The 17,028-nt window shown below is 37.1% G+C and carries 18 protein-coding genes; 6 read left to right on the plus strand and 12 right to left on the minus strand.

Annotated features, from left to right (window positions below):
- Window positions 1-35 precede the first annotated feature (35 nt).
- The 11 genes from Q9317_RS07600 to Q9317_RS07650 form a co-directional block, all read right to left on the minus strand.
- Complete coding sequence (locus tag Q9317_RS07600) at window positions 36-746, minus strand: ABC transporter ATP-binding protein (protein ID WP_003101534.1); 711 nt, start codon at window positions 744-746, stop codon at window positions 36-38.
- Entirely contained in the window at window positions 746-1,510 is a 765-nt protein-coding gene (locus Q9317_RS07605) for an ABC transporter ATP-binding protein (RefSeq protein ID WP_003101535.1), read from the minus strand. Before Q9317_RS07605 ends, Q9317_RS07600 begins: the two co-directional genes overlap by 1 nt.
- Entirely contained in the window at window positions 1,511-2,464 is a 954-nt protein-coding gene (locus Q9317_RS07610; RefSeq protein ID WP_016356098.1) for a branched-chain amino acid ABC transporter permease, read from the minus strand.
- Between the two features lie 3 nt (window positions 2,465-2,467).
- On the minus strand, window positions 2,468-3,337 hold the full coding sequence (locus Q9317_RS07615) for a branched-chain amino acid ABC transporter permease (protein WP_016356099.1): 870 nt from the start codon (window positions 3,335-3,337) through the stop codon (window positions 2,468-2,470).
- Between the two features lie 59 nt (window positions 3,338-3,396).
- Window positions 3,397-4,569, minus strand: coding sequence for an ABC transporter substrate-binding protein (locus Q9317_RS07620; RefSeq protein ID WP_003101539.1), 1,173 nt, complete (start codon window positions 4,567-4,569; stop codon window positions 3,397-3,399).
- A 138-nt stretch (window positions 4,570-4,707) separates the two neighbouring features.
- The gene (locus Q9317_RS07625) at window positions 4,708-4,986 is read right to left on the minus strand and encodes a YlbG family protein (protein ID WP_003101541.1); all 279 of its coding nucleotides are present in this window, start codon (window positions 4,984-4,986) and stop codon (window positions 4,708-4,710) included.
- Entirely contained in the window at window positions 4,962-5,432 is a 471-nt protein-coding gene (locus tag Q9317_RS07630) for a YlbF family regulator (protein ID WP_016356100.1), read from the minus strand. Before Q9317_RS07630 ends, Q9317_RS07625 begins: the two co-directional genes overlap by 25 nt.
- A 128-nt stretch (window positions 5,433-5,560) precedes the next feature.
- The gene (locus Q9317_RS07635; RefSeq protein WP_003101546.1) at window positions 5,561-5,806 is read right to left on the minus strand and encodes a hypothetical protein; all 246 of its coding nucleotides are present in this window, start codon (window positions 5,804-5,806) and stop codon (window positions 5,561-5,563) included.
- Window positions 5,807-5,927: 121 nt separating this feature from the next.
- Entirely contained in the window at window positions 5,928-6,530 is a 603-nt protein-coding gene (locus tag Q9317_RS07640; RefSeq protein WP_071794733.1) for an ATP-dependent Clp protease proteolytic subunit, read from the minus strand.
- A gap of 215 nt (window positions 6,531-6,745) precedes the next feature.
- On the minus strand, window positions 6,746-7,375 hold the full coding sequence (upp, locus tag Q9317_RS07645) for a uracil phosphoribosyltransferase (protein ID WP_003101549.1): 630 nt from the start codon (window positions 7,373-7,375) through the stop codon (window positions 6,746-6,748).
- A 144-nt stretch (window positions 7,376-7,519) separates the two neighbouring features.
- Window positions 7,520-9,172 (minus strand): putative polysaccharide biosynthesis protein, encoded by a 1,653-nt coding sequence (locus Q9317_RS07650; protein WP_003101552.1) that lies wholly within the window; start codon window positions 9,170-9,172, stop codon window positions 7,520-7,522.
- Between the two features lie 87 nt (window positions 9,173-9,259).
- Between Q9317_RS07650 and Q9317_RS07655 the strand changes: the two genes are divergently transcribed.
- Both Q9317_RS07655 and Q9317_RS07660 read left to right on the plus strand, forming a co-directional pair.
- Window positions 9,260-10,705, plus strand: a complete 1,446-nt coding sequence (locus Q9317_RS07655; RefSeq protein ID WP_003101555.1) for a UDP-N-acetylmuramoyl-L-alanyl-D-glutamate--L-lysine ligase — start codon at window positions 9,260-9,262, stop codon at window positions 10,703-10,705.
- 271 nt (window positions 10,706-10,976) lie between these two features.
- Window positions 10,977-12,419 carry an IS1182 family transposase gene (locus Q9317_RS07660; RefSeq protein WP_003101558.1) on the plus strand — a complete coding sequence of 481 codons (1,443 nt, stop codon included), beginning with the start codon at window positions 10,977-10,979 and terminating at the stop codon, window positions 12,417-12,419.
- A gap of 63 nt (window positions 12,420-12,482) precedes the next feature.
- On the opposite strand, the gene Q9317_RS07665 is transcribed toward Q9317_RS07660, so the two are convergent.
- Window positions 12,483-12,947 (minus strand): hypothetical protein, encoded by a 465-nt coding sequence (locus Q9317_RS07665; RefSeq protein ID WP_003101560.1) that lies wholly within the window; start codon window positions 12,945-12,947, stop codon window positions 12,483-12,485.
- Between the two features lie 290 nt (window positions 12,948-13,237).
- Here Q9317_RS07665 and Q9317_RS07670 point away from each other — a divergent pair, with 290 nt between their 5' ends.
- From Q9317_RS07670 to Q9317_RS07685, 4 genes are read left to right on the plus strand one after another with little or no spacing between them, the layout of a single operon-like run.
- On the plus strand, window positions 13,238-14,020 hold the full coding sequence (locus Q9317_RS07670) for an ABC transporter ATP-binding protein (protein ID WP_003101562.1): 783 nt from the start codon (window positions 13,238-13,240) through the stop codon (window positions 14,018-14,020).
- Window positions 14,021-14,044: 24 nt separating this feature from the next.
- Window positions 14,045-14,971, plus strand: coding sequence for an iron-hydroxamate ABC transporter substrate-binding protein (locus Q9317_RS07675; protein WP_003101563.1), 927 nt, complete (start codon window positions 14,045-14,047; stop codon window positions 14,969-14,971).
- A 15-nt stretch (window positions 14,972-14,986) separates the two neighbouring features.
- A complete protein-coding gene (locus Q9317_RS07680; protein WP_003101565.1) occupies window positions 14,987-16,015 on the plus strand; it encodes a FecCD family ABC transporter permease in 1,029 nt (342 codons plus the stop codon).
- Entirely contained in the window at window positions 16,012-17,010 is a 999-nt protein-coding gene (locus Q9317_RS07685; RefSeq protein WP_003101567.1) for a FecCD family ABC transporter permease, read from the plus strand. Before Q9317_RS07680 ends, Q9317_RS07685 begins: the two co-directional genes overlap by 4 nt.
- Window positions 17,011-17,028: the final 18 nt, after the last annotated feature.

Raw genomic sequence — 17,028 nt, forward strand, 5'->3', positions numbered from 1 at the left:
CCTCTTTAATTCCTTATTTGAAAAGCAAGAGCACCTTAACCACCAAGATAAGCTTTTTTAACCTGATCAGACTCTAATAAGTCTTTTCCAGTCCCTGCTAAAACAACTTTTCCAGTTTCTAAAACATAAGCGCGATCAGCAATTGAAAGGGCCTTATTAGCATTTTGTTCAATCAAAAGAACCGTTGTTCCTTGTTTTTGAATGTCTTGAACGATATCAAATATTTCCTGAATAAAAATTGGAGCTAGACCCATTGATGGTTCATCTAAAAGTAAGAGTTTTGGTTTACTCATTAAGGCACGTCCCATAGCAAGCATCTGCTGCTCACCACCTGATAATGTTGCCGCGTCCTGATTACGGCGTTCATCAAGACGAGGAAAGCGATCAAAAATCATTTTCAGATTTTTCTGATTTTCTTCCCGATTTTTATTGAGAAAAGCTCCCATTTCTAGGTTTTCCATGACTGTTAACCCCGAAAAGACATGGCGTCCTTCTGGAACCTGTGACAAACCTTGAGCTACAATTTTTCGTGCAGGCAGTTTTTGAATATCTTGTCCAAGAAAAGATATACTACCTGATTTTGGCCTAACTAATCCAGAAATCGTGCGCAAAATAGAGGTTTTTCCTGCCCCATTTGCACCAATCAAGGTAACAACTTCACCTTCTTCAACATGAAAAGAAACATCTTTAACAGCTTCAATAGCTCCGTAATTAATGGTTAAATTTTTAATTTGTAACATGCTCATTAGGCTTCACCTCCGAGATAGGCTTCAATAACCCGTTTATTTGTTTTAATTTCATTAGGAGTGCCATGTGCAATGAGACGACCATATTCTAGAACATAAATGCGTTCTGTCACTTCCATAACAAGACTCATATCATGTTCAATCAAAATAATGGTAATACCAAAATCAGTTTTAATTTGCCTAATAAGACTGGTTAGTTCTGCTGTTTCTTGTGGATTCATACCTGCTGCAGGCTCATCTAAAAAGAGAATTTTGGGCTTTGTTGCAAGCGCTCGGACGATTTCTAAACGTCGTTGTTTGCCGTATGGTAGATTTTTAGCTAAAGTTTCTGCTTCCTGTTCTAAATCAAAAATCGCTAAAAGTTCCAAGGCTTTTTCTTTTAAATGGGCTTCGCTTTGATAAAATTTTGGCAAGCGTAAGAGACTGGCTAAGAGATGAGATTTCCCTTGATTGGCTAAGCCTATTAATACATTATCCAAGACAGTCATGTTTTTAAATAAACGGATATTCTGGAAGGTTCTTGATAACCCTAATGATGCAATTTTATAGGGTGTTTTGCCATTTAAGACAGTCCCATCAAGCGTAACAGTCCCATCACTTGGCACATATACCCCTGTCAATAGATTAAAAAGGGTTGTTTTTCCTGCTCCATTTGGCCCAATAAGCCCCACTAGTTCCCCTTCATGCAATTCCATAGTGACATTACCAACTGCTGTCAGCCCACCAAAATTTTTGGTTAATTGTTTAACTTCAAGAAGTGCCATCTATTTGCCCTCCTTAACTTTCTTTGCAAAATACTTGCTAAAACTCAATTCACGTGTGCCTAATAAGCCACCTGGTTTGAAAACCATAACTAAAATTAAGGCTAGAGAATAAATAATCATCCGAACATCAGAGAAATTCTGAAGGAACATATTTAAAGCACCTAAAACAATTGCTGCAACAATTGTACCTGTCATTGAGCCAAGACCACCCAAAACAGCAATGATAAGGTAATCAATAGAACGCATGATTGTAAAATCTTTTGGCACAACAGTTCCGATATAACCAACGTAGAGTGATCCAGCAATGCTTGCTGACATAGCAGCTACAGCAAAAGTAAATACTTTAACTTTTGTTGTATCCACACCCATAGATTCAGCTGCAATTTCATCTTCACGAACAGAAATAATTTGACGGCCAATTGAAGAACGGATGATATTCAAGAGAAGAACCGCAATAATAACTACAAAAAGAAATACTGTTGACCAAGTGGTATAGGGTAAAACTCCTGTCAAACCTGCTGCACCATTAGTAAGGTCACCACCATTAATAATGGCTATTCTAATGATCTCAGCAACCCCAAGTGTTGCAATTGCAAGGTAATCTCCTTTTAGACGTAAGGTTGGAAAACCAACAAGAACAGCAATAACGCCAGCTACTAATGCTCCAATAAGCATTGACAAGTAAAAAACAAAGTAAGTGGGCATTTGACTGGTCAAAATGGCTGTTGCATAAGCTCCAATTGCCATAAATCCAGCTTGTCCCAAAGGAAATTGTCCTGAGAAGCCAAGAACAAGATTTGTTCCCATAGCCATAATAATAGAAATACCAATTCCCATTAGAATTTGAACATAATAAGGACCCAATGTTCCAGAGCCAATCAATACACTTAGAACAAGGTAACTAAGAACAATAATAGTAAGCCATGCTAAAATGGATTTTAAATGTTGTTTCATCACTTACACCTTCTCCTTCACATTTTTACCTAATAGCCCAGCTGGTCTAATCAATAAAATAATAATCAACACAGCATATACAACGGCATCCCGATAGCTTGATAAACCAATGGACACCGAAAAAGTTTCCAAAAGTCCAATGATAAAACCACCTAGAGCCGCCCCTGGAATAATCCCAATGCCACCTAAAACTGCCGCAACAAAGGCTTTAATACCAGGTGTCATCCCCATTAGCGGATTAATTGTATTGTAATACAAGCCAATCAAAACCCCAGCAGCACCAGCTAAGGCAGAGCCCAATGCAAAGGTGAAGCTGATAGTGGAATTAACATTAATTCCCATAAGTTGTGCAGCATCACTATCAACTGAAACGGCACGCATAGCCTTACCCATTTTTGTTTTCTTCACAATAAACTGCAAAGCTAACATTAACGTAATAGCAATAACTAAAATAATGATTTGAACATTTGTCACACTAACTGGACCAAGAGAGTATTTAACGATTTTCAAGGCTTGCGGAAAGGCACGAGCTTCTGCACCAACAAAATAAACCATGGTGTATTCTAGTAAGAAGGATACCCCTATAGCGGTAATTAGTGCAGCTATCCGGGTGGAATTGCGCAAGGGCCGGTAGGCTAAAAATTCAATGAGTACACCTAGACTTGACGTGATTAACATGGTCAAAACAAGGGCTACAAAAATATTTAAATGAAAAGCATTAATAAGGTAATAGCCTATAAAAGCACCCATCATGTATAAGTCACCATGAGCAAAATTGATTAATCGGATAATACCATAAACCATCGTATAACCTAATGCCAATAAAGCATAGACACTACCTAATATAAGTCCATTTACAAGTTGTTGGAGCATATGATTACCAAACTTTCTAACATAACAATATGGGGAGGCTTGGCTCCCCATACTTTTTCTTAGTCAGCTTTAACTGTAGTTGCAGAAGACTCTTTTCCTTCTGTTAATCCGACTACAGAAACTGATTTCACTGGATTGTGTTTTTTATCAATTGTCATTGTACCTGTAACCCCTTCAAAATCTTTTAATTTTGAAAGATTTTTTGACAGGTCAACAGATGTCTTAGCATCCTTTGCAGCATCCGCAGCCATGTAGACGGAATCGTAAGCTAAAGCTGCAAACATTGATGGTTCTGCACCATATTTAGCCTTATAAGCTTGACTAAATTGTTTTGCCTTATCAGAGCTTGATGCTGAGAATCCTGAGATGTAATAAACATTGTTGACATTTGAACTTCCTGCAAGTTCAACTAATTTACTATCTGCAAAGCCATCTGGTCCTACAATCGGTGCAGTAATGCCCATTTCACGGGCTTGTTTGATGATTGTCCCAGTTTCTTGATAGTAGCCTGGCATGATAATAGCATCATATTCCTTAGACTTCATTTTTGTTAAAGCTGATTGAAAATCAGTATCTCCTGATTGGAAAGTTGCTTCACTAACAATTGTGTCTTTATAAACTTTTTTGAATCGTTTTGCTATCCCTTTGGCATAGTCACTTGAGTTGTCATAAAAGAGGACAACTTTTTTAGCTTTCAAATGATCAGTGGCATATTTTGCCAGAACATCACCTTGATAACTATCAATAAAGGTTGTTCTATAAACATAGGGATTGGTTTTACCGTCACTAGTTAGTGTTAGGTTATCTTGAGTTCCAGATGGTGTGATTAACGGAACAGCTGCTTTACTCGCATTTGGTGACGCTGCTGCTGTTGCCCCTGATGTCGCAGGCCCTACAATCACATTAACATTACTTTCTGTAGCAAGACTTGTTGTAACTGTAGCTGCTTCAGAGTTGTCAGACTTGTTATCTTTAGAAACAACTTCTAGTTTTTTCCCAGAAACACCACCTTTTTTATTGATTTCCTCAACAGCCAGCTTTGCCCCTTTTTCCTCAGCACTTCCATAAGCTGAGACACCACCTGTTAATTCTAAATTAAGTCCAACCTTTACAGTTTTCCCAACTTCGGTTCCCTTTTCAGCACTAGCATTGCTAGTTGGCGCTGCACTACAAGCAGCTAAGGTAACTGTTGACATTAATGCTAAGCCTGATAATAACATTTTTTTAGTCATAAATTTTCTCCCTAGTAAAATCGTTTTTTTGCTATGCATTTAAGAATACAGAATTATCAGAAAATTGTCAATAGTTTTTATTTTTTATTTTTTAAAATAAAAAAAGGCTCAAAACAATCGTTTCAAGCCTCACTTTTATTAAATTGTCTCTGAAACTAACTCACTTTCTTGTCTATGCAAGTTACCCACAAATTGGTGGTCAATGCGATCAAATTCAGAAATTGAAACTTCTTTGATAAATTTTAATTTTTGAATTTCTGAAACTTTGTCCTCTACATCTTCTTTGTTAACGTAGAGCACTAAAAATCTAGATTTTTTAGAATGGTAATATAAATCACCATATTTCAATAATTTTCTAGCATCACGATTATAATATAAATAGACAGTAAGGCCTACTCGATGTTGTCTTGTAAACATGGGTCATCCTTTTCTTTGATATTTTGATAAGGCCCTTTATGGGGACTTTCTTTTTTTGCAGCTAATGGCAATCCTGTGTCAACAAAAATTGTTGGAGAAATGGCTTCAGCAATTGCTACTGAAACATGTGCTAGGATTTTTTGAAGGTCCACTTCTGCATACCTTAAGGCCATGATTTTAGCATTCAAGTCTAATTGTCTTTTTTTCAAAAGCAGTTCCTTTTTCAAGGCTTTTACTTCTGGTCGAAAAGAAGCAAAGGCAATCTCCTTATCGTAAGTTTCTTTTAGTTGCCTAAAAAAAGCCAAATCTGCCTGCAAATTACTATCTTCTTTGACCACATTTCTCAGTTGACAATAGTTTTTGTATTCTTTGGTTTGCTTAATATCATTAACCAATTGGTCGATAGCGTCTTCAATAGCTAACAAGTCTTCATTAATGACTAACATATTTTGATTATACCATAAAACCATAACATTTAAAGAAGAAAGCCACTAATTTCAAAGCTTTGCCACTGCTAATAAGTGGTCTAGCTAAAAACGATCCTTATCCTATAAACGCTCATTAAGAAAAAGAATTATCTCTTTAGGCTATCGCTTAGTAACTTATTGTGAGCATTTAACTCTTGCAGAAGCTCCTCTTCTGATAATTCATTTGGTTTAGATAGAATTTCTTTTCCCGATTGAAGGGCTTGTGACTCATTAACTTGCTTACTAGAGGAGTAATGACATGAAACAGTTAAATCTTTGTGACTATTTTTTCTTGGCTCAAGTGACGCTTCAACTTCTTTATAGATGGTAGCTAACTTCCTTAATATTGTCATATTTTACATACTAATTGTCCTTTCAAAAACCATTATACAATAAAATAGGACTATAACATCTGTCTTATAAATACAAAAACTCCAAGTTTTTGAACTTGAAGTTTTCAGCTGTTTTTTGGCTTTACTTAAGTTTGTTATTTTCCATAATTTCATCAATGAAGCCATATTTTAGTGTTTCTTCTGCACTCATCCAATAATCACGTTCTGCATCTTTATGAACTTGTTTAATGGTTTTTCCACTATTTTTTGCCAATATTTTTTCAAGAGTGTGACGTGTTTTTAAGAGATGTTCAGCAGCAATTGCCATATCTGATTGCTGCGTACCACCACCTGTACCACCCATTGGTTGGTGAATCATGTATTCAGCATTTGGCAACATGAACCGTTTCCCTTTAGTCCCTGATGAGGCAATGATTGTTCCCATGGAAGCAGCCATTCCCATGACAATTGTTTGAACATCAGATTTAATAAAGTTCATTGTATCAACAATGGCTAAACCAGCAGAAACGGAACCACCTGGGGTATTAACATAAAGATAAATATCTTTAGTGTGATCTTGTGCATCCAAAAAAAGCAACTGTGCAATGACAGAGTTAGCCATATTGTCTTCGACCGGACCAGTTAACATGATGATCCGATCTTTTAGTAAACGAGAGTAAATATCGTAAGAACGCTCCCCACGACTTGTTTGTTCAATAACTACAGGAATCATAGTATTCTCCATTCTAGTATCTACTGATTTCTTTCAAAAAATCAGAAAATCTTTTTGTGATTGTTTTTATTATAATCATTTGGTCAATAAAGGTCAAATAATAAACTTACTTCCAAAAAACTTTCCAGATAAACTAGAAAGTCTTTTATATCATGTTCAAAAATGCCAGCCTCTATCTTATAAGTTCTTTATTTCTATATAGGACAGACCATTCAGACATTAATTTCTTATTTTGTACCAAACAAACGGTCACCAGCATCTCCAAGACCTGGGACAATGTAGCCATGTTCATTTAATTTTTCATCCAATGCAGCAGTATAAATGTCAACATCTGGATGGGCTTCTTCAAGTTTTTTAACCCCTTCTGGAGCAGCAACAAGGCAGACAAATTTGATGTTTGCCGCACCACGTTTTTTAAGAGAATCTACAGCAAGAATAGCTGAGCCACCTGTAGCTAACATTGGGTCAACAACAAAAATTTGGCGTTGGTCAATATCTTCAGGCAATTTGACCAAATATTCTACTGGCTCAAAAGTTTCTTCATCACGGTACATCCCGATATGACCAACTTTCGCAGCTGGAACTAAACTAAGAAAACCATCAACCATCCCAATACCTGCACGTAGGATTGGCACGATAGCTAATTTTTTACCAGCTAATTGTTTTTGAACAGTTCTTGCAACCGGTGTTTGGATTTCCACGTCTTCAAGAGGAAGATCACGTGAGACTTCATACCCCATTAACATTGCAATTTCATTGACAAGTTCACGAAAATCTTTTGTTGACGTATCTTGACGACGCAAGATAGACAATTTATGCTGAATAAGTGGGTGCGACAAAACTTGTAATTTTCCCATGTTGATGTACTTCCTTCTTATTTTTTTCACTTTTACCATTATAGCAAAAAACACTTGGAATTGCTTAAAAAATTATCAGAAATAAGAAGATATTTTGCATTTTAGCATCCTCAACTGAAAAAGCCTATTCATTAGAATAGACTCCTATTTTTTGATACCATGTGACAGTCCTAAGCGACGACGTAATGACTGAGCTCTTCTTACCCCAATTAATTTATCTAATTGATGGGTTAGTAATGCCAGATAGCCATAAACCACAAAACCAATGAGACCAACAATTAGTAAGTAAAGTAAACTGGTGCTACGACCTGTCGGTTGTAGAATAAAAGACAAGCCCCAACTCGAAAGGGCAACAACAACTGCCATAATCGTTGTTAAAATAGCAATGAGTAAAATCTGTTTATACAACAACTGTCTATTGAAACGGGTCACTTCATGAAGACGACGGTACATTAAGACAATAGGAAGCAGTAAACCAAAGGTTGTTGCCAGCAAAGGACCATAAGCATGAAACACATATATCGCTGGAATTTGTAAAACAAGCTTGGTCACAATCCCATAGGCAAAGTAACGCATGGCAGCACGATTTTCAAAAAGTGCTTGAAGCATCGGTGCTAATAAGGCATATAGGGCTAATAAAATGGTCTGTACTAAAACAACCCTAAACAAGTGTATAGCTTCAAGCTCACTGGCTCCATAAAAGACGGTATACAAAGGTTTTGCAAGAATAACGGCACCTACTAAGGCTGGCATTAAAAACATGAGCAGCATGACAATATTGTTAATAATTAATTTCGCTGCTGCTCGCATATCTTTTTTAACATAATTTTCCGTCAGTAGTGCAATACCTACTCCACCAATTGAAGCAGCCACTGCAATTAGAATCATTGTGATTTTAGCCGGATTGGCATTAAAATAGCCAAAAAGCACTAATAATTGATCCTTAGTATAATCTGTAAAGACTAGCATCGCATTGCTAAATGTCCACTGATCAATTAATTGAAAAGCTTGAATGGCGCTTCCAATGACAATAAAGGGGATTGATTCTTTTATGGTTTCAAACAATAGACCTTTGGCATCAATCGGAATATCTAATTGCGGTTTTGACAAAATAGCTTTCAGTAGACCTTGCTTACCTAAATAATAAATAAGTACAGCCATACTTGCAAGCATACCAATAAAAGCGGCAAAGGTTGATTGAGTAACAGCTTCAACAACATTTCCTGACCCCATTTTCATAATTAAGAAAGTTGTTAGTAACATCCAAATCACTCGAACCAATTGTTCAGCCATTTGACTTAAGGCATAAGGTTTGATGTTGTTATGGCCTTGAAAAATCCCCCGAACAACACTCATCACCGGAAATACTAGAACTGCCAAAGACAGACTATGCATTATTGGAATAAGTTCCTTATCACTCCCTGACATGGTTGCAAATACTGGTGCCGTTACAAACATAATAGCTGAAAAAACAATCCCTAAGACCACCATTAATTTCAAGGTGGTTCGCATAAGTTGGTAACTATGTTCTCGTTGCTCCAAAGAATTGTATTTAGCAATTTGCTTTGCGATGGCAACATTCAATCCAGTTGTTGAAATCAATAAAAAATAGGCATAAACATTATACCCCATATTAAAGAGTGCATTAGCTTTAGTGGCATGTTCTCCCATCCAAATTAACCAAGGAATGATGTAAACAACACCGAGTAGGCGACTAATAAAATTACTAGCCGTTGACCACGCCGTTCCTCTAAGCATTAATTGTTCTTGAGATAATTCTGATTTATTTTTTTCCATATCGTATCTTTCTAAAATGTCATAATGCCATTATAAACTTTTGCATGATACTTGTAAATCGTCAACATAAGAGATAAAATAAGTAATATGATAACAATAGAAAAAACCATAGACCTTCTCAAAGCTGACCATAACTTCCGAGAAGTCATCAACCAAGGAACTTATTTTTTTAACTTTTCAGGACTAGCATTCAATCACATCAGTTATGATAGCCGAGATGTCTCAACAGACACACTCTTTTTTGCAAAGGGAGCTACTTTTAAAGCAGATTATCTCAAAAATGCCATCAAAGAAGGCTTACAGGCCTATATTTCAGAAATAGACTATGACCTTGGTATTCCCGCAATTATTGTAACAGATATCAAAAAAGCAATGAGTCTCATTGCAATGCAATTTTATGGTAATCCACAAGAGCACCTTAAGCTGCTTGCCTTTACAGGTACAAAAGGCAAGACTACTGCAGCTTATTTCGCCTATCATATTCTCAAACAAAGTCATAAGCCAGCTATGCTATCAACCATGAATACAACACTTGATGGCATACATTTTTTCAAATCACAACTAACAACTCCTGAGAGCTTGGACCTGTTTAAAATGATGGCTGAATGTGTTAAAAATGGCATGACTCACCTCATCATGGAAGTTTCCAGTCAAGCTTACCTTGTAGGACGTGTCTACGGCTTAACTTTTGATGTTGGTGTCTTCTTAAATATCAGCCCTGACCATATTGGTCCTATTGAACACCCGACTTTTGAAGACTACTTCTATCATAAGCGTCTTTTAATGAACAATAGCAGAGCAGTTATTATAAATAGCGGCATGGATCACTTTGATATCTTAGCTGAACAAGTTGCTAACCAAGACCATGTCTTCTATGGTAATGGGTCTAATAACCAAGTCCTTGACAGCAAAGCATTCTCATTTTCTACTGAAGGCGATTTAGCTGGCCATTATGATATCCAATTAATTGGTCGCTTTAATCAGGAAAATGCTATTGCAGCTGGTCTTGCCTGCCAAAAACTTGGTGCAAGTCTAGAAGATATTCATCAAGGCATTGCAACTACTACTGTTCCTGGACGCATGGAAGTCCTTACACATCCAAGTGGTGCCAAGGTTTTTGTAGACTATGCTCATAATGGCGATAGTCTGGAAAAACTCGTATCTGTTGTTGAAGAGCATCAAAAAGGTGTGATCACACTCATTATTGGGTCAACAGGTAATAAAGGAGAAAGTCGTCGAGCCGACTTTGGTCATGTCATCAATCAGCACCCTCAGCTAAATGTGATTTTAACAGCTGACGACCCTAATTTTGAAGACCCTCAAGTCATTTCAGAAGAAATTGCAAGCCACGTCTCAAGACCAATCTCCATCATCAGTGATCGCGAATTAGCTATTAAAGAAGGGCTCAAATGCTGCAAGAATGCAACTGACGCCTTAATCATTGCTGGTAAAGGAGCAGATGCCTATCAAATCGTCAACGGAACCAAAACAGACTATCTTGGTGATTTAGCAGTTGCTAAACAACACATGTAAAAAAACCGCACGCGTGTGGTTTCAGAGTGAAGACAAAGTCCCTGTCTTCACTCTTTTTGATGTTTTTCAAAAGTGGCTCGGACGTAAGCGACTTCCTTCGGAATTCCATTACTCATTTTTTAGCCCTGGTCTAAAAAATTCCGTCGTGGCTTTTCTAATTCGGAATAAGCCACTCATGCCACCGGAAAAACATCACAATCGTCATTAAAAGTGAGAGATTTTCTCTTCTTGGGAGTATAATAATAGTAAAAATAATTGTGAGGTGCTCTCTATGTTTCACAAAGAAAATCCTAATTACAATCGCAATCAAGTCGGTTTTTATACCCTAGATGAGTTAGTTCCAGAAGATCATCTGCTTCGTCAAATTGACCAAGCTATTGATTTCTCTTTTATTTATGACTTAGTGACAGATAGTTATTGTCTTGATAATGGGCGTCCTAGTTTAGATCCAGTGATGTTAGTTAAACTCCCTATTATCCAATGTCTCTTTGGTATTCGTTCTATGAGACAAACCATTAAAGAGATAGAAGTGAATGTGGCTTACCGCTGGTTTCTTGGATTGACATTGGAAGATAAGGTCCCTCATTTTACGACTTACGGCAAGAACTACAGTCGTCGTTTTCAAGATAAACAAGTGATTGAAGCCATCTTTTCTCATATATTAGGGCTATGCCTTAATGCTGGGCTGATTGATCCGACTGAAATTTTTGTGGATGGCACTCATATCAAGGCAGCTGCTAACAGTCACAAATATAGCAATCAGAAAGTTGATAGACAAGCTAAGTTTATGAGTGACCAATTGGAGCTGGAAATTGCTAGGGACAGGGAGAAACATGAAAAAAAGTCGCTAGGGCTCGCCAAAGAAAAAGAGCCCATAAATAAGAAAGTTTCTACGACCGATTCTGAAAGTGGTTGGTATCATAAGGGAGAACATAAAGATGTCTTTGCTTACACAAGTCAAGTGGCATGCGATAAGAATGGTTGGGTCTTAGCCTATACTGTAGATGCAGGAAATACTCATGATAGTCAAGCATTTCCTGCACTTTGGAAGAAGATAAAAGAGTTCCGGCCAGACTTTATTATCGCTGATTCTGGCTACAAGACTCCTAGTATTGCCAAGTTACTCTTGGATAATGAAGTGAGACCTGTTTTCCCCTATACTAGGCCTCGTGGTAAGAAAGGCAATTTAAGACCAAATGATTTTATTTATGACTCCTATTATGAGTGTTATCTTTGTCCTGAACACCAAGTATTGTCTTATACAACAACAAATCGAGCTGGCTACAGAGAATATAAAAGTGCCCCCGAAATTTGTGTTTCTTGTCCCCTTCTAGGAATTTGTACTGACAGTAAGAATCACCAAAAGGTAGTGACCCGACATATCTGGAAAGACTACCTGGATATTTGTGAGGATATTCGGCATCAAAGTGATATGAAAGAACTCTATAAACAGCGCAAACAGAGTATTGAGCGGCTTTTTGGAACGGCTAAAGAATACCACAACCTTCGTTATACTAGAGAAATTGGAAAGTCCAAAATGAAAGCTAAAGTTGGACTGACTTTAGCGTGCCTAAATCTCAAAAAATGGGTTAAAATGATGGCTGGGAAGCCTTTTTATTTTGGCCTTAAATGCCTTATTTATCTGATTTTAGTGAAATTTAGGCGAAACAATAAAAAACAAACTAGCAAGGGCACTAGTTTGTCTTCAATCTGAAACCACACGCGTGTGGTTTTTTTACATGTGTTGTTACTGCTGCACTTAAATAATCACATTCCACTATTTCGCAGGCTTACCAACTGGAATCAGATTTCTCCCTTGTGATGATTTGGCGATAACCTCAAAATCACCTTTACTTTTCTCAAAGCCAACTGTTATTGCAGTTTTTTGATTTGGTAATGTTTTAGCTAAGTCAGCTGTTTCTTTTCGAATTTCATAGATTTGATTATATTCTTCTTTTGTTGCCAAACTTTTTTTAGCAGCTTTCATGGCCTTTGATAATGCCACTTTTTTATCACCAATCAAGCTTACCTTGATATTATTGTAGCCTTTTGGAAAGTCAGAATCTTTGACGTTTTTTTCAACGTTAATAGAAACATTTTTAGCATCAAACCTTTCCATTATCAATTGTTTTTCTTTGGCATAAATACCTTTTACAGTTGTCGTCTGCGTTTTTTGATTTTTACAAGCTACTAATGAAATCATCGATAGTAGTGCAACAGTATAAATCATGATTTTTTTCATATTTTCCTTCTCCCTTTATCACTCTCCATTGATAGACTTCATTATAACATAGTTTTTGTTTGACATAAAATTATTGAAAATCCAAAAGACTCTCATTTCTAATCAAGCCCAAATCCTTTGGCACATAGTAAGTGTTTGTGAAAAAATAGCTTTTATTTATAACCATTCTCGCTACTATTTTTAACCATTCTAAACAAGTAAAAATACTGATGAAAAGGCTTTTTTAAGCTTTTTTTATGTGCTATAATGGAATTGCTTTAGGCAAAAAATTCACAAAGAAGGAGGTTTTTATGTCAACCATTAGTGCACAAAACATTTCCGTTAATTATGATCAAAAACCAGTGCTTTCTGAGTTATCCTTAACCCTTATGACTCATAAAATAACAACAATTATTGGTGCAAATGGTTGTGGCAAATCAACTTTGCTAAAAGCATTAAGCAGAATAATACCACTTCAAAAAGGAAGTGTTCTAATAGATGGCCAAGCTATTGCACAACTACCAACCAAAGAAGTTGCTAAAAAAATAGCGCTACTTCCTCAGGTTCAAGACATTACAGAAGGCATCACTGTATTTGAGTTGGTCTCCTATGGGCGTTACCCTCATCAAGGGCAATTTGGACGCCTCACTGAAGCTGATTATGCCATTATTGAATGGGCTATGACAGCAACAAATATCAACAGTCTTGCTAATGATTACGTTGATAATTTATCTGGTGGGCAAAAACAACGCGTTTGGATTGCTATGGCTCTAGCTCAAGACACCGATACTATTTTTCTTGACGAGCCAACAACATACCTTGATATGAACCACCAACTAGAAATTTTAGAACTTCTCAAAAAGCTTAACCAAGAAGCTCATAAAACCATTATTATGGTCTTACACGACCTTAATTTGTCGTCACGTTATTCTGACTATTTACTTGCTATGGAAAATGGTAAGATTGCTAAAGAAGGCCCTGTTCAAGAGGTCATCACAAGTGACCTTATGGCTAGTCTTTTTAAAATCGATGCACAGCTTATTGAAGACCCTATCCATAAATGCCCCATTATACTGACTTATCAGTTACTATAAATTTGTTCTAGGAGATTAGAATACATGAAAAAATTAACACTATTTCTGACACTTTTTGTGACAAGCTTTTTCCTAATAGCTTGCGCAAACCAGAAGCAATCAAGTGAAAGTGCTTCAAAAATATCTAGCATGCCAAAAATTTCAGGATTCACCTATAAAGGTAAAATTCCAGAAAACCCAAAACGTGTGGTCAGCTTATCATCAACCTACACTGGCTACCTTGCAAAATTAGGTTTGCCTATAGTTGCCATGACCTCTTATGATGCGAAAAATCCTATTTTAAAAGACTATACTAAAGGTGCAAAAGTTGTTTCAGCCACTGATTTAGAAGCAATTGCTGCCTTAAAACCCGATCTCATTGTGGTAGGGTCAAATGAAGAAAACAAGGAGCAATTAGCAGAGATTGCACCATTAATTTCTATTGAATACCGTAAACATGATTATTTACAAGTCTTTACAGATTTCGGAAAAGTCTTTAACAAAGAAAACCTTACTCAAAAATGGTTAAGGGATTGGAATAAAAAAACGCAAGATCTCGGTAAAGAGATGAAATCTTTGACTGGAAAAGATGCTACTTTTACAATCATTGGTCTTTTTGAAAAAGAAATCTACCTTTTTGGTAAAGATTGGGGACGTGGTGGAGAGATTATCCATCAAGCTTTCCAATATAAAGCACCAGCTAAGGTCGAACAAGACGTTTTTCCTAAAGGCTATTTATCAATCTCTCAAGAAGTGTTACCAGATTATACTGGTGATTACCTTGTTGTTGCTGCTGAGGATGAAAAAACAGGCTCAGCCTTATACGAGAGTGACCTCTGGAAAAATATTCCTGCCGTAAAAGAGAATCATGTGATTAAAGTTAATGCAAATACCTTTTATTTCACAGATCCCCTTTCATTAGAATACGAATTAAAAACCCTTAAAAAAGGGATTTTAAACAGTCAAAAATAATAAGGACCTACGTTCATGATTGAGAGTAAACCATCTCAAGTAATTCATCATAAGCCAAAATCATTTTGGCTTCTTTTTGTCATCATATCCCTTTTATTGCTAAGTGGTGTCTATTTGGGATTGCGCTTTGGTGCTTGGAATTTTTCACATCAAGACCTCCTCAAAGTGATTCGACATCAAGCAATAGATCATCGACAATCCAGTATTTTTTGGGAAATGCGCTTACCTCGACTTTTAGCAACTTTACTTGTTGGTGCGGCACTTGCCGTTTCAGGAGCCATTATGCAAGCCGTGACGCGCAACCCTATTGCAGACCCTGGACTTTTGGGGATAAATGCTGGGGCTGGCCTGGCACTGGTTGTCGCCTATGCTATCTTTCATCACCTTCATTATATCTCAATAATCTTGGTTTGTTTATTAGGAGCCAGTCTTGCTTGCTTACTTGTCTTTGGTCTTTCATATCAATACGCAAAAGGCTACCAGCAATTGCGTCTGGTTCTCTCAGGAGCCATGATTTCCATGTTTCTATCTGCCATAGGGCAAGGGATTACCACTTATTTTAATTTGGCAACTTCAGTCATTGGCTGGCAAGCTGGGGGTTTTATTGGCCTCAATTGGACCATGTTAAAGATTATTGCTCCCCTTATCATCTTCGCTTTAGCTTTAGCACAGCTTCTTTCTTATCAGTTGTCTATTTTAAGCCTTAGTGAACTAAGAGCAAAAGCATTAGGGCAAAAAACCTTTCATCTAACACTAGTTTTTTTAAGCATCGTCCTTATCCTTGCTTCTGCCTCTGTTGCTATTGCCGGCTCTATTTCCTTTGTTGGTCTTGTTGTTCCGCATATCATTAAAGCCCAATCCTTTGGAAATTACAAACAGAGTTTGCCTTTAATTGGCCTTTTAGGAGCTACCTTTATGGTCTGGGTTGACTTTTTCTGCCGAAACCTAAACCCTCCTTATGAGACACCTTTAACAGCGTTAGTCAGCTTGATTGGTCTTCCAGCTTTTCTTTGGTTAATTAAAAAAGGAGGAGCCATGAAATGATTCCTCAAAAAACAAAAGTAATCGCCAGCCTTTTACTTGCCTTAGTGCTGTTGATTCTAGTATCTTTAGCTATCGGTGATTCTAACTTCTCTATCAAACCTTTACTGGAACTACTTTTGGGCAAAGAGAATCCTTCGCTAATTTTTATTATCACAAAAATCAGACTTCCTAGGATTTTAGCTGCACTTTTCGGCGGAGCCTCATTAGCCCTAGCAGGAATCTTGCTACAAACCCTAACCAAAAATCCTTTAGCTGATTCTGGTATTTTAGGGATAAACGCTGGCGCTGGTATTGTCATGACCCTTGTTATTAGTTTTTTTGCCGTTGAGAATCCACTAATCATTAAATTGCTTCCCTTTTTAGCCACTCTAGGTGGTGCTGTTACGGTTAGTCTTGTCTATTTCTTTTCTGTAAGCAAGACTGGAAAGCTTAATCCTGTCACCTTAATTATCATTGGTGTTAGCATCTCAATGATGTTATCAAGTCTAATGGTTGCTATTGTGGGAAACATCAATAAATACAAGGTCGATTACGTTATCAATTGGCTTAGCGGTCGTATTACTGGTGATGATTGGCCTACTTTAGTGGCAACTCTGCCACTCTTAATAATACTTGCAGGACTTACTTATTACAGAGCCTACACGCTTAATATTCTAACATTGTCTGAAGAGAGCGCACGCTCACTTGGTATCCGTCTTGAAAAAGAGCGGCTCATTACTTTAGGGTTAGCTACCGGTCTAGCAGCAGCAAGTGTTGCTTTAATTGGAAACATTACCTTTATTGGTTTGATTTCAGGCCACCTGAGTCGCCGTTTGGTTGGCAATGACCATCGTATAGCCTTACCTGTCAGCGCCATTTTAGGAATGCTCATTCTATTAAGTGCTGATACCATTGGTCGTGTCTTTCTTGTTGGGAGTAATATTCCAACAGGTGTTATTGTCTCAATCATTGGTGCACCCTACTTCTTATATTTAATGCGAAAAATAAAGAGTTAGAAGAAAAACTTCTAACTC

Source organism: Streptococcus iniae, assembly GCF_030732225.1.
In the GTDB taxonomy this organism is placed as follows: Bacteria; Bacillota; Bacilli; order Lactobacillales; family Streptococcaceae; genus Streptococcus; species Streptococcus iniae.

What these genes read in the sequence shown, in the direction of transcription:
- Q9317_RS07680 (WP_003101565.1), top strand. Translation starts at nt 14,987, where the DNA reads ATGATTGAGAGTAAACCATCTCAAGTAATTCATCATAAGCCAAAATCA.
- Q9317_RS07600 (WP_003101534.1), bottom strand. Translation starts at nt 746, where the DNA reads ATGAGCATGTTACAAATTAAAAATTTAACCATTAATTACGGAGCTATT.
- Q9317_RS07665 (WP_003101560.1), bottom strand. Translation starts at nt 12,947, where the DNA reads ATGAAAAAAATCATGATTTATACTGTTGCACTACTATCGATGATTTCA.
- Q9317_RS07650 (WP_003101552.1), bottom strand. Translation starts at nt 9,172, where the DNA reads ATGGAAAAAAATAAATCAGAATTATCTCAAGAACAATTAATGCTTAGA.
- Q9317_RS07625 (WP_003101541.1), bottom strand. Translation starts at nt 4,986, where the DNA reads ATGTTTACAAGACAACATCGAGTAGGCCTTACTGTCTATTTATATTAT.
- Q9317_RS07660 (WP_003101558.1), top strand. Translation starts at nt 10,977, where the DNA reads ATGTTTCACAAAGAAAATCCTAATTACAATCGCAATCAAGTCGGTTTT.
- Q9317_RS07610 (WP_016356098.1), bottom strand. Translation starts at nt 2,464, where the DNA reads ATGAAACAACATTTAAAATCCATTTTAGCATGGCTTACTATTATTGTT.
- Q9317_RS07620 (WP_003101539.1), bottom strand. Translation starts at nt 4,569, where the DNA reads ATGACTAAAAAAATGTTATTATCAGGCTTAGCATTAATGTCAACAGTT.
- Q9317_RS07630 (WP_016356100.1), bottom strand. Translation starts at nt 5,432, where the DNA reads ATGTTAGTCATTAATGAAGACTTGTTAGCTATTGAAGACGCTATCGAC.
- upp (WP_003101549.1), bottom strand. Translation starts at nt 7,375, where the DNA reads ATGGGAAAATTACAAGTTTTGTCGCACCCACTTATTCAGCATAAATTG.
- Q9317_RS07685 (WP_003101567.1), top strand. Translation starts at nt 16,012, where the DNA reads ATGATTCCTCAAAAAACAAAAGTAATCGCCAGCCTTTTACTTGCCTTA.
- Q9317_RS07615 (WP_016356099.1), bottom strand. Translation starts at nt 3,337, where the DNA reads ATGCTCCAACAACTTGTAAATGGACTTATATTAGGTAGTGTCTATGCT.
- Q9317_RS07655 (WP_003101555.1), top strand. Translation starts at nt 9,260, where the DNA reads ATGATAACAATAGAAAAAACCATAGACCTTCTCAAAGCTGACCATAAC.
- Q9317_RS07605 (WP_003101535.1), bottom strand. Translation starts at nt 1,510, where the DNA reads ATGGCACTTCTTGAAGTTAAACAATTAACCAAAAATTTTGGTGGGCTG.
- Q9317_RS07635 (WP_003101546.1), bottom strand. Translation starts at nt 5,806, where the DNA reads ATGACAATATTAAGGAAGTTAGCTACCATCTATAAAGAAGTTGAAGCG.
- Q9317_RS07640 (WP_071794733.1), bottom strand. Translation starts at nt 6,530, where the DNA reads ATGGAGAATACTATGATTCCTGTAGTTATTGAACAAACAAGTCGTGGG.
- Q9317_RS07675 (WP_003101563.1), top strand. Translation starts at nt 14,045, where the DNA reads ATGAAAAAATTAACACTATTTCTGACACTTTTTGTGACAAGCTTTTTC.
- Q9317_RS07670 (WP_003101562.1), top strand. Translation starts at nt 13,238, where the DNA reads ATGTCAACCATTAGTGCACAAAACATTTCCGTTAATTATGATCAAAAA.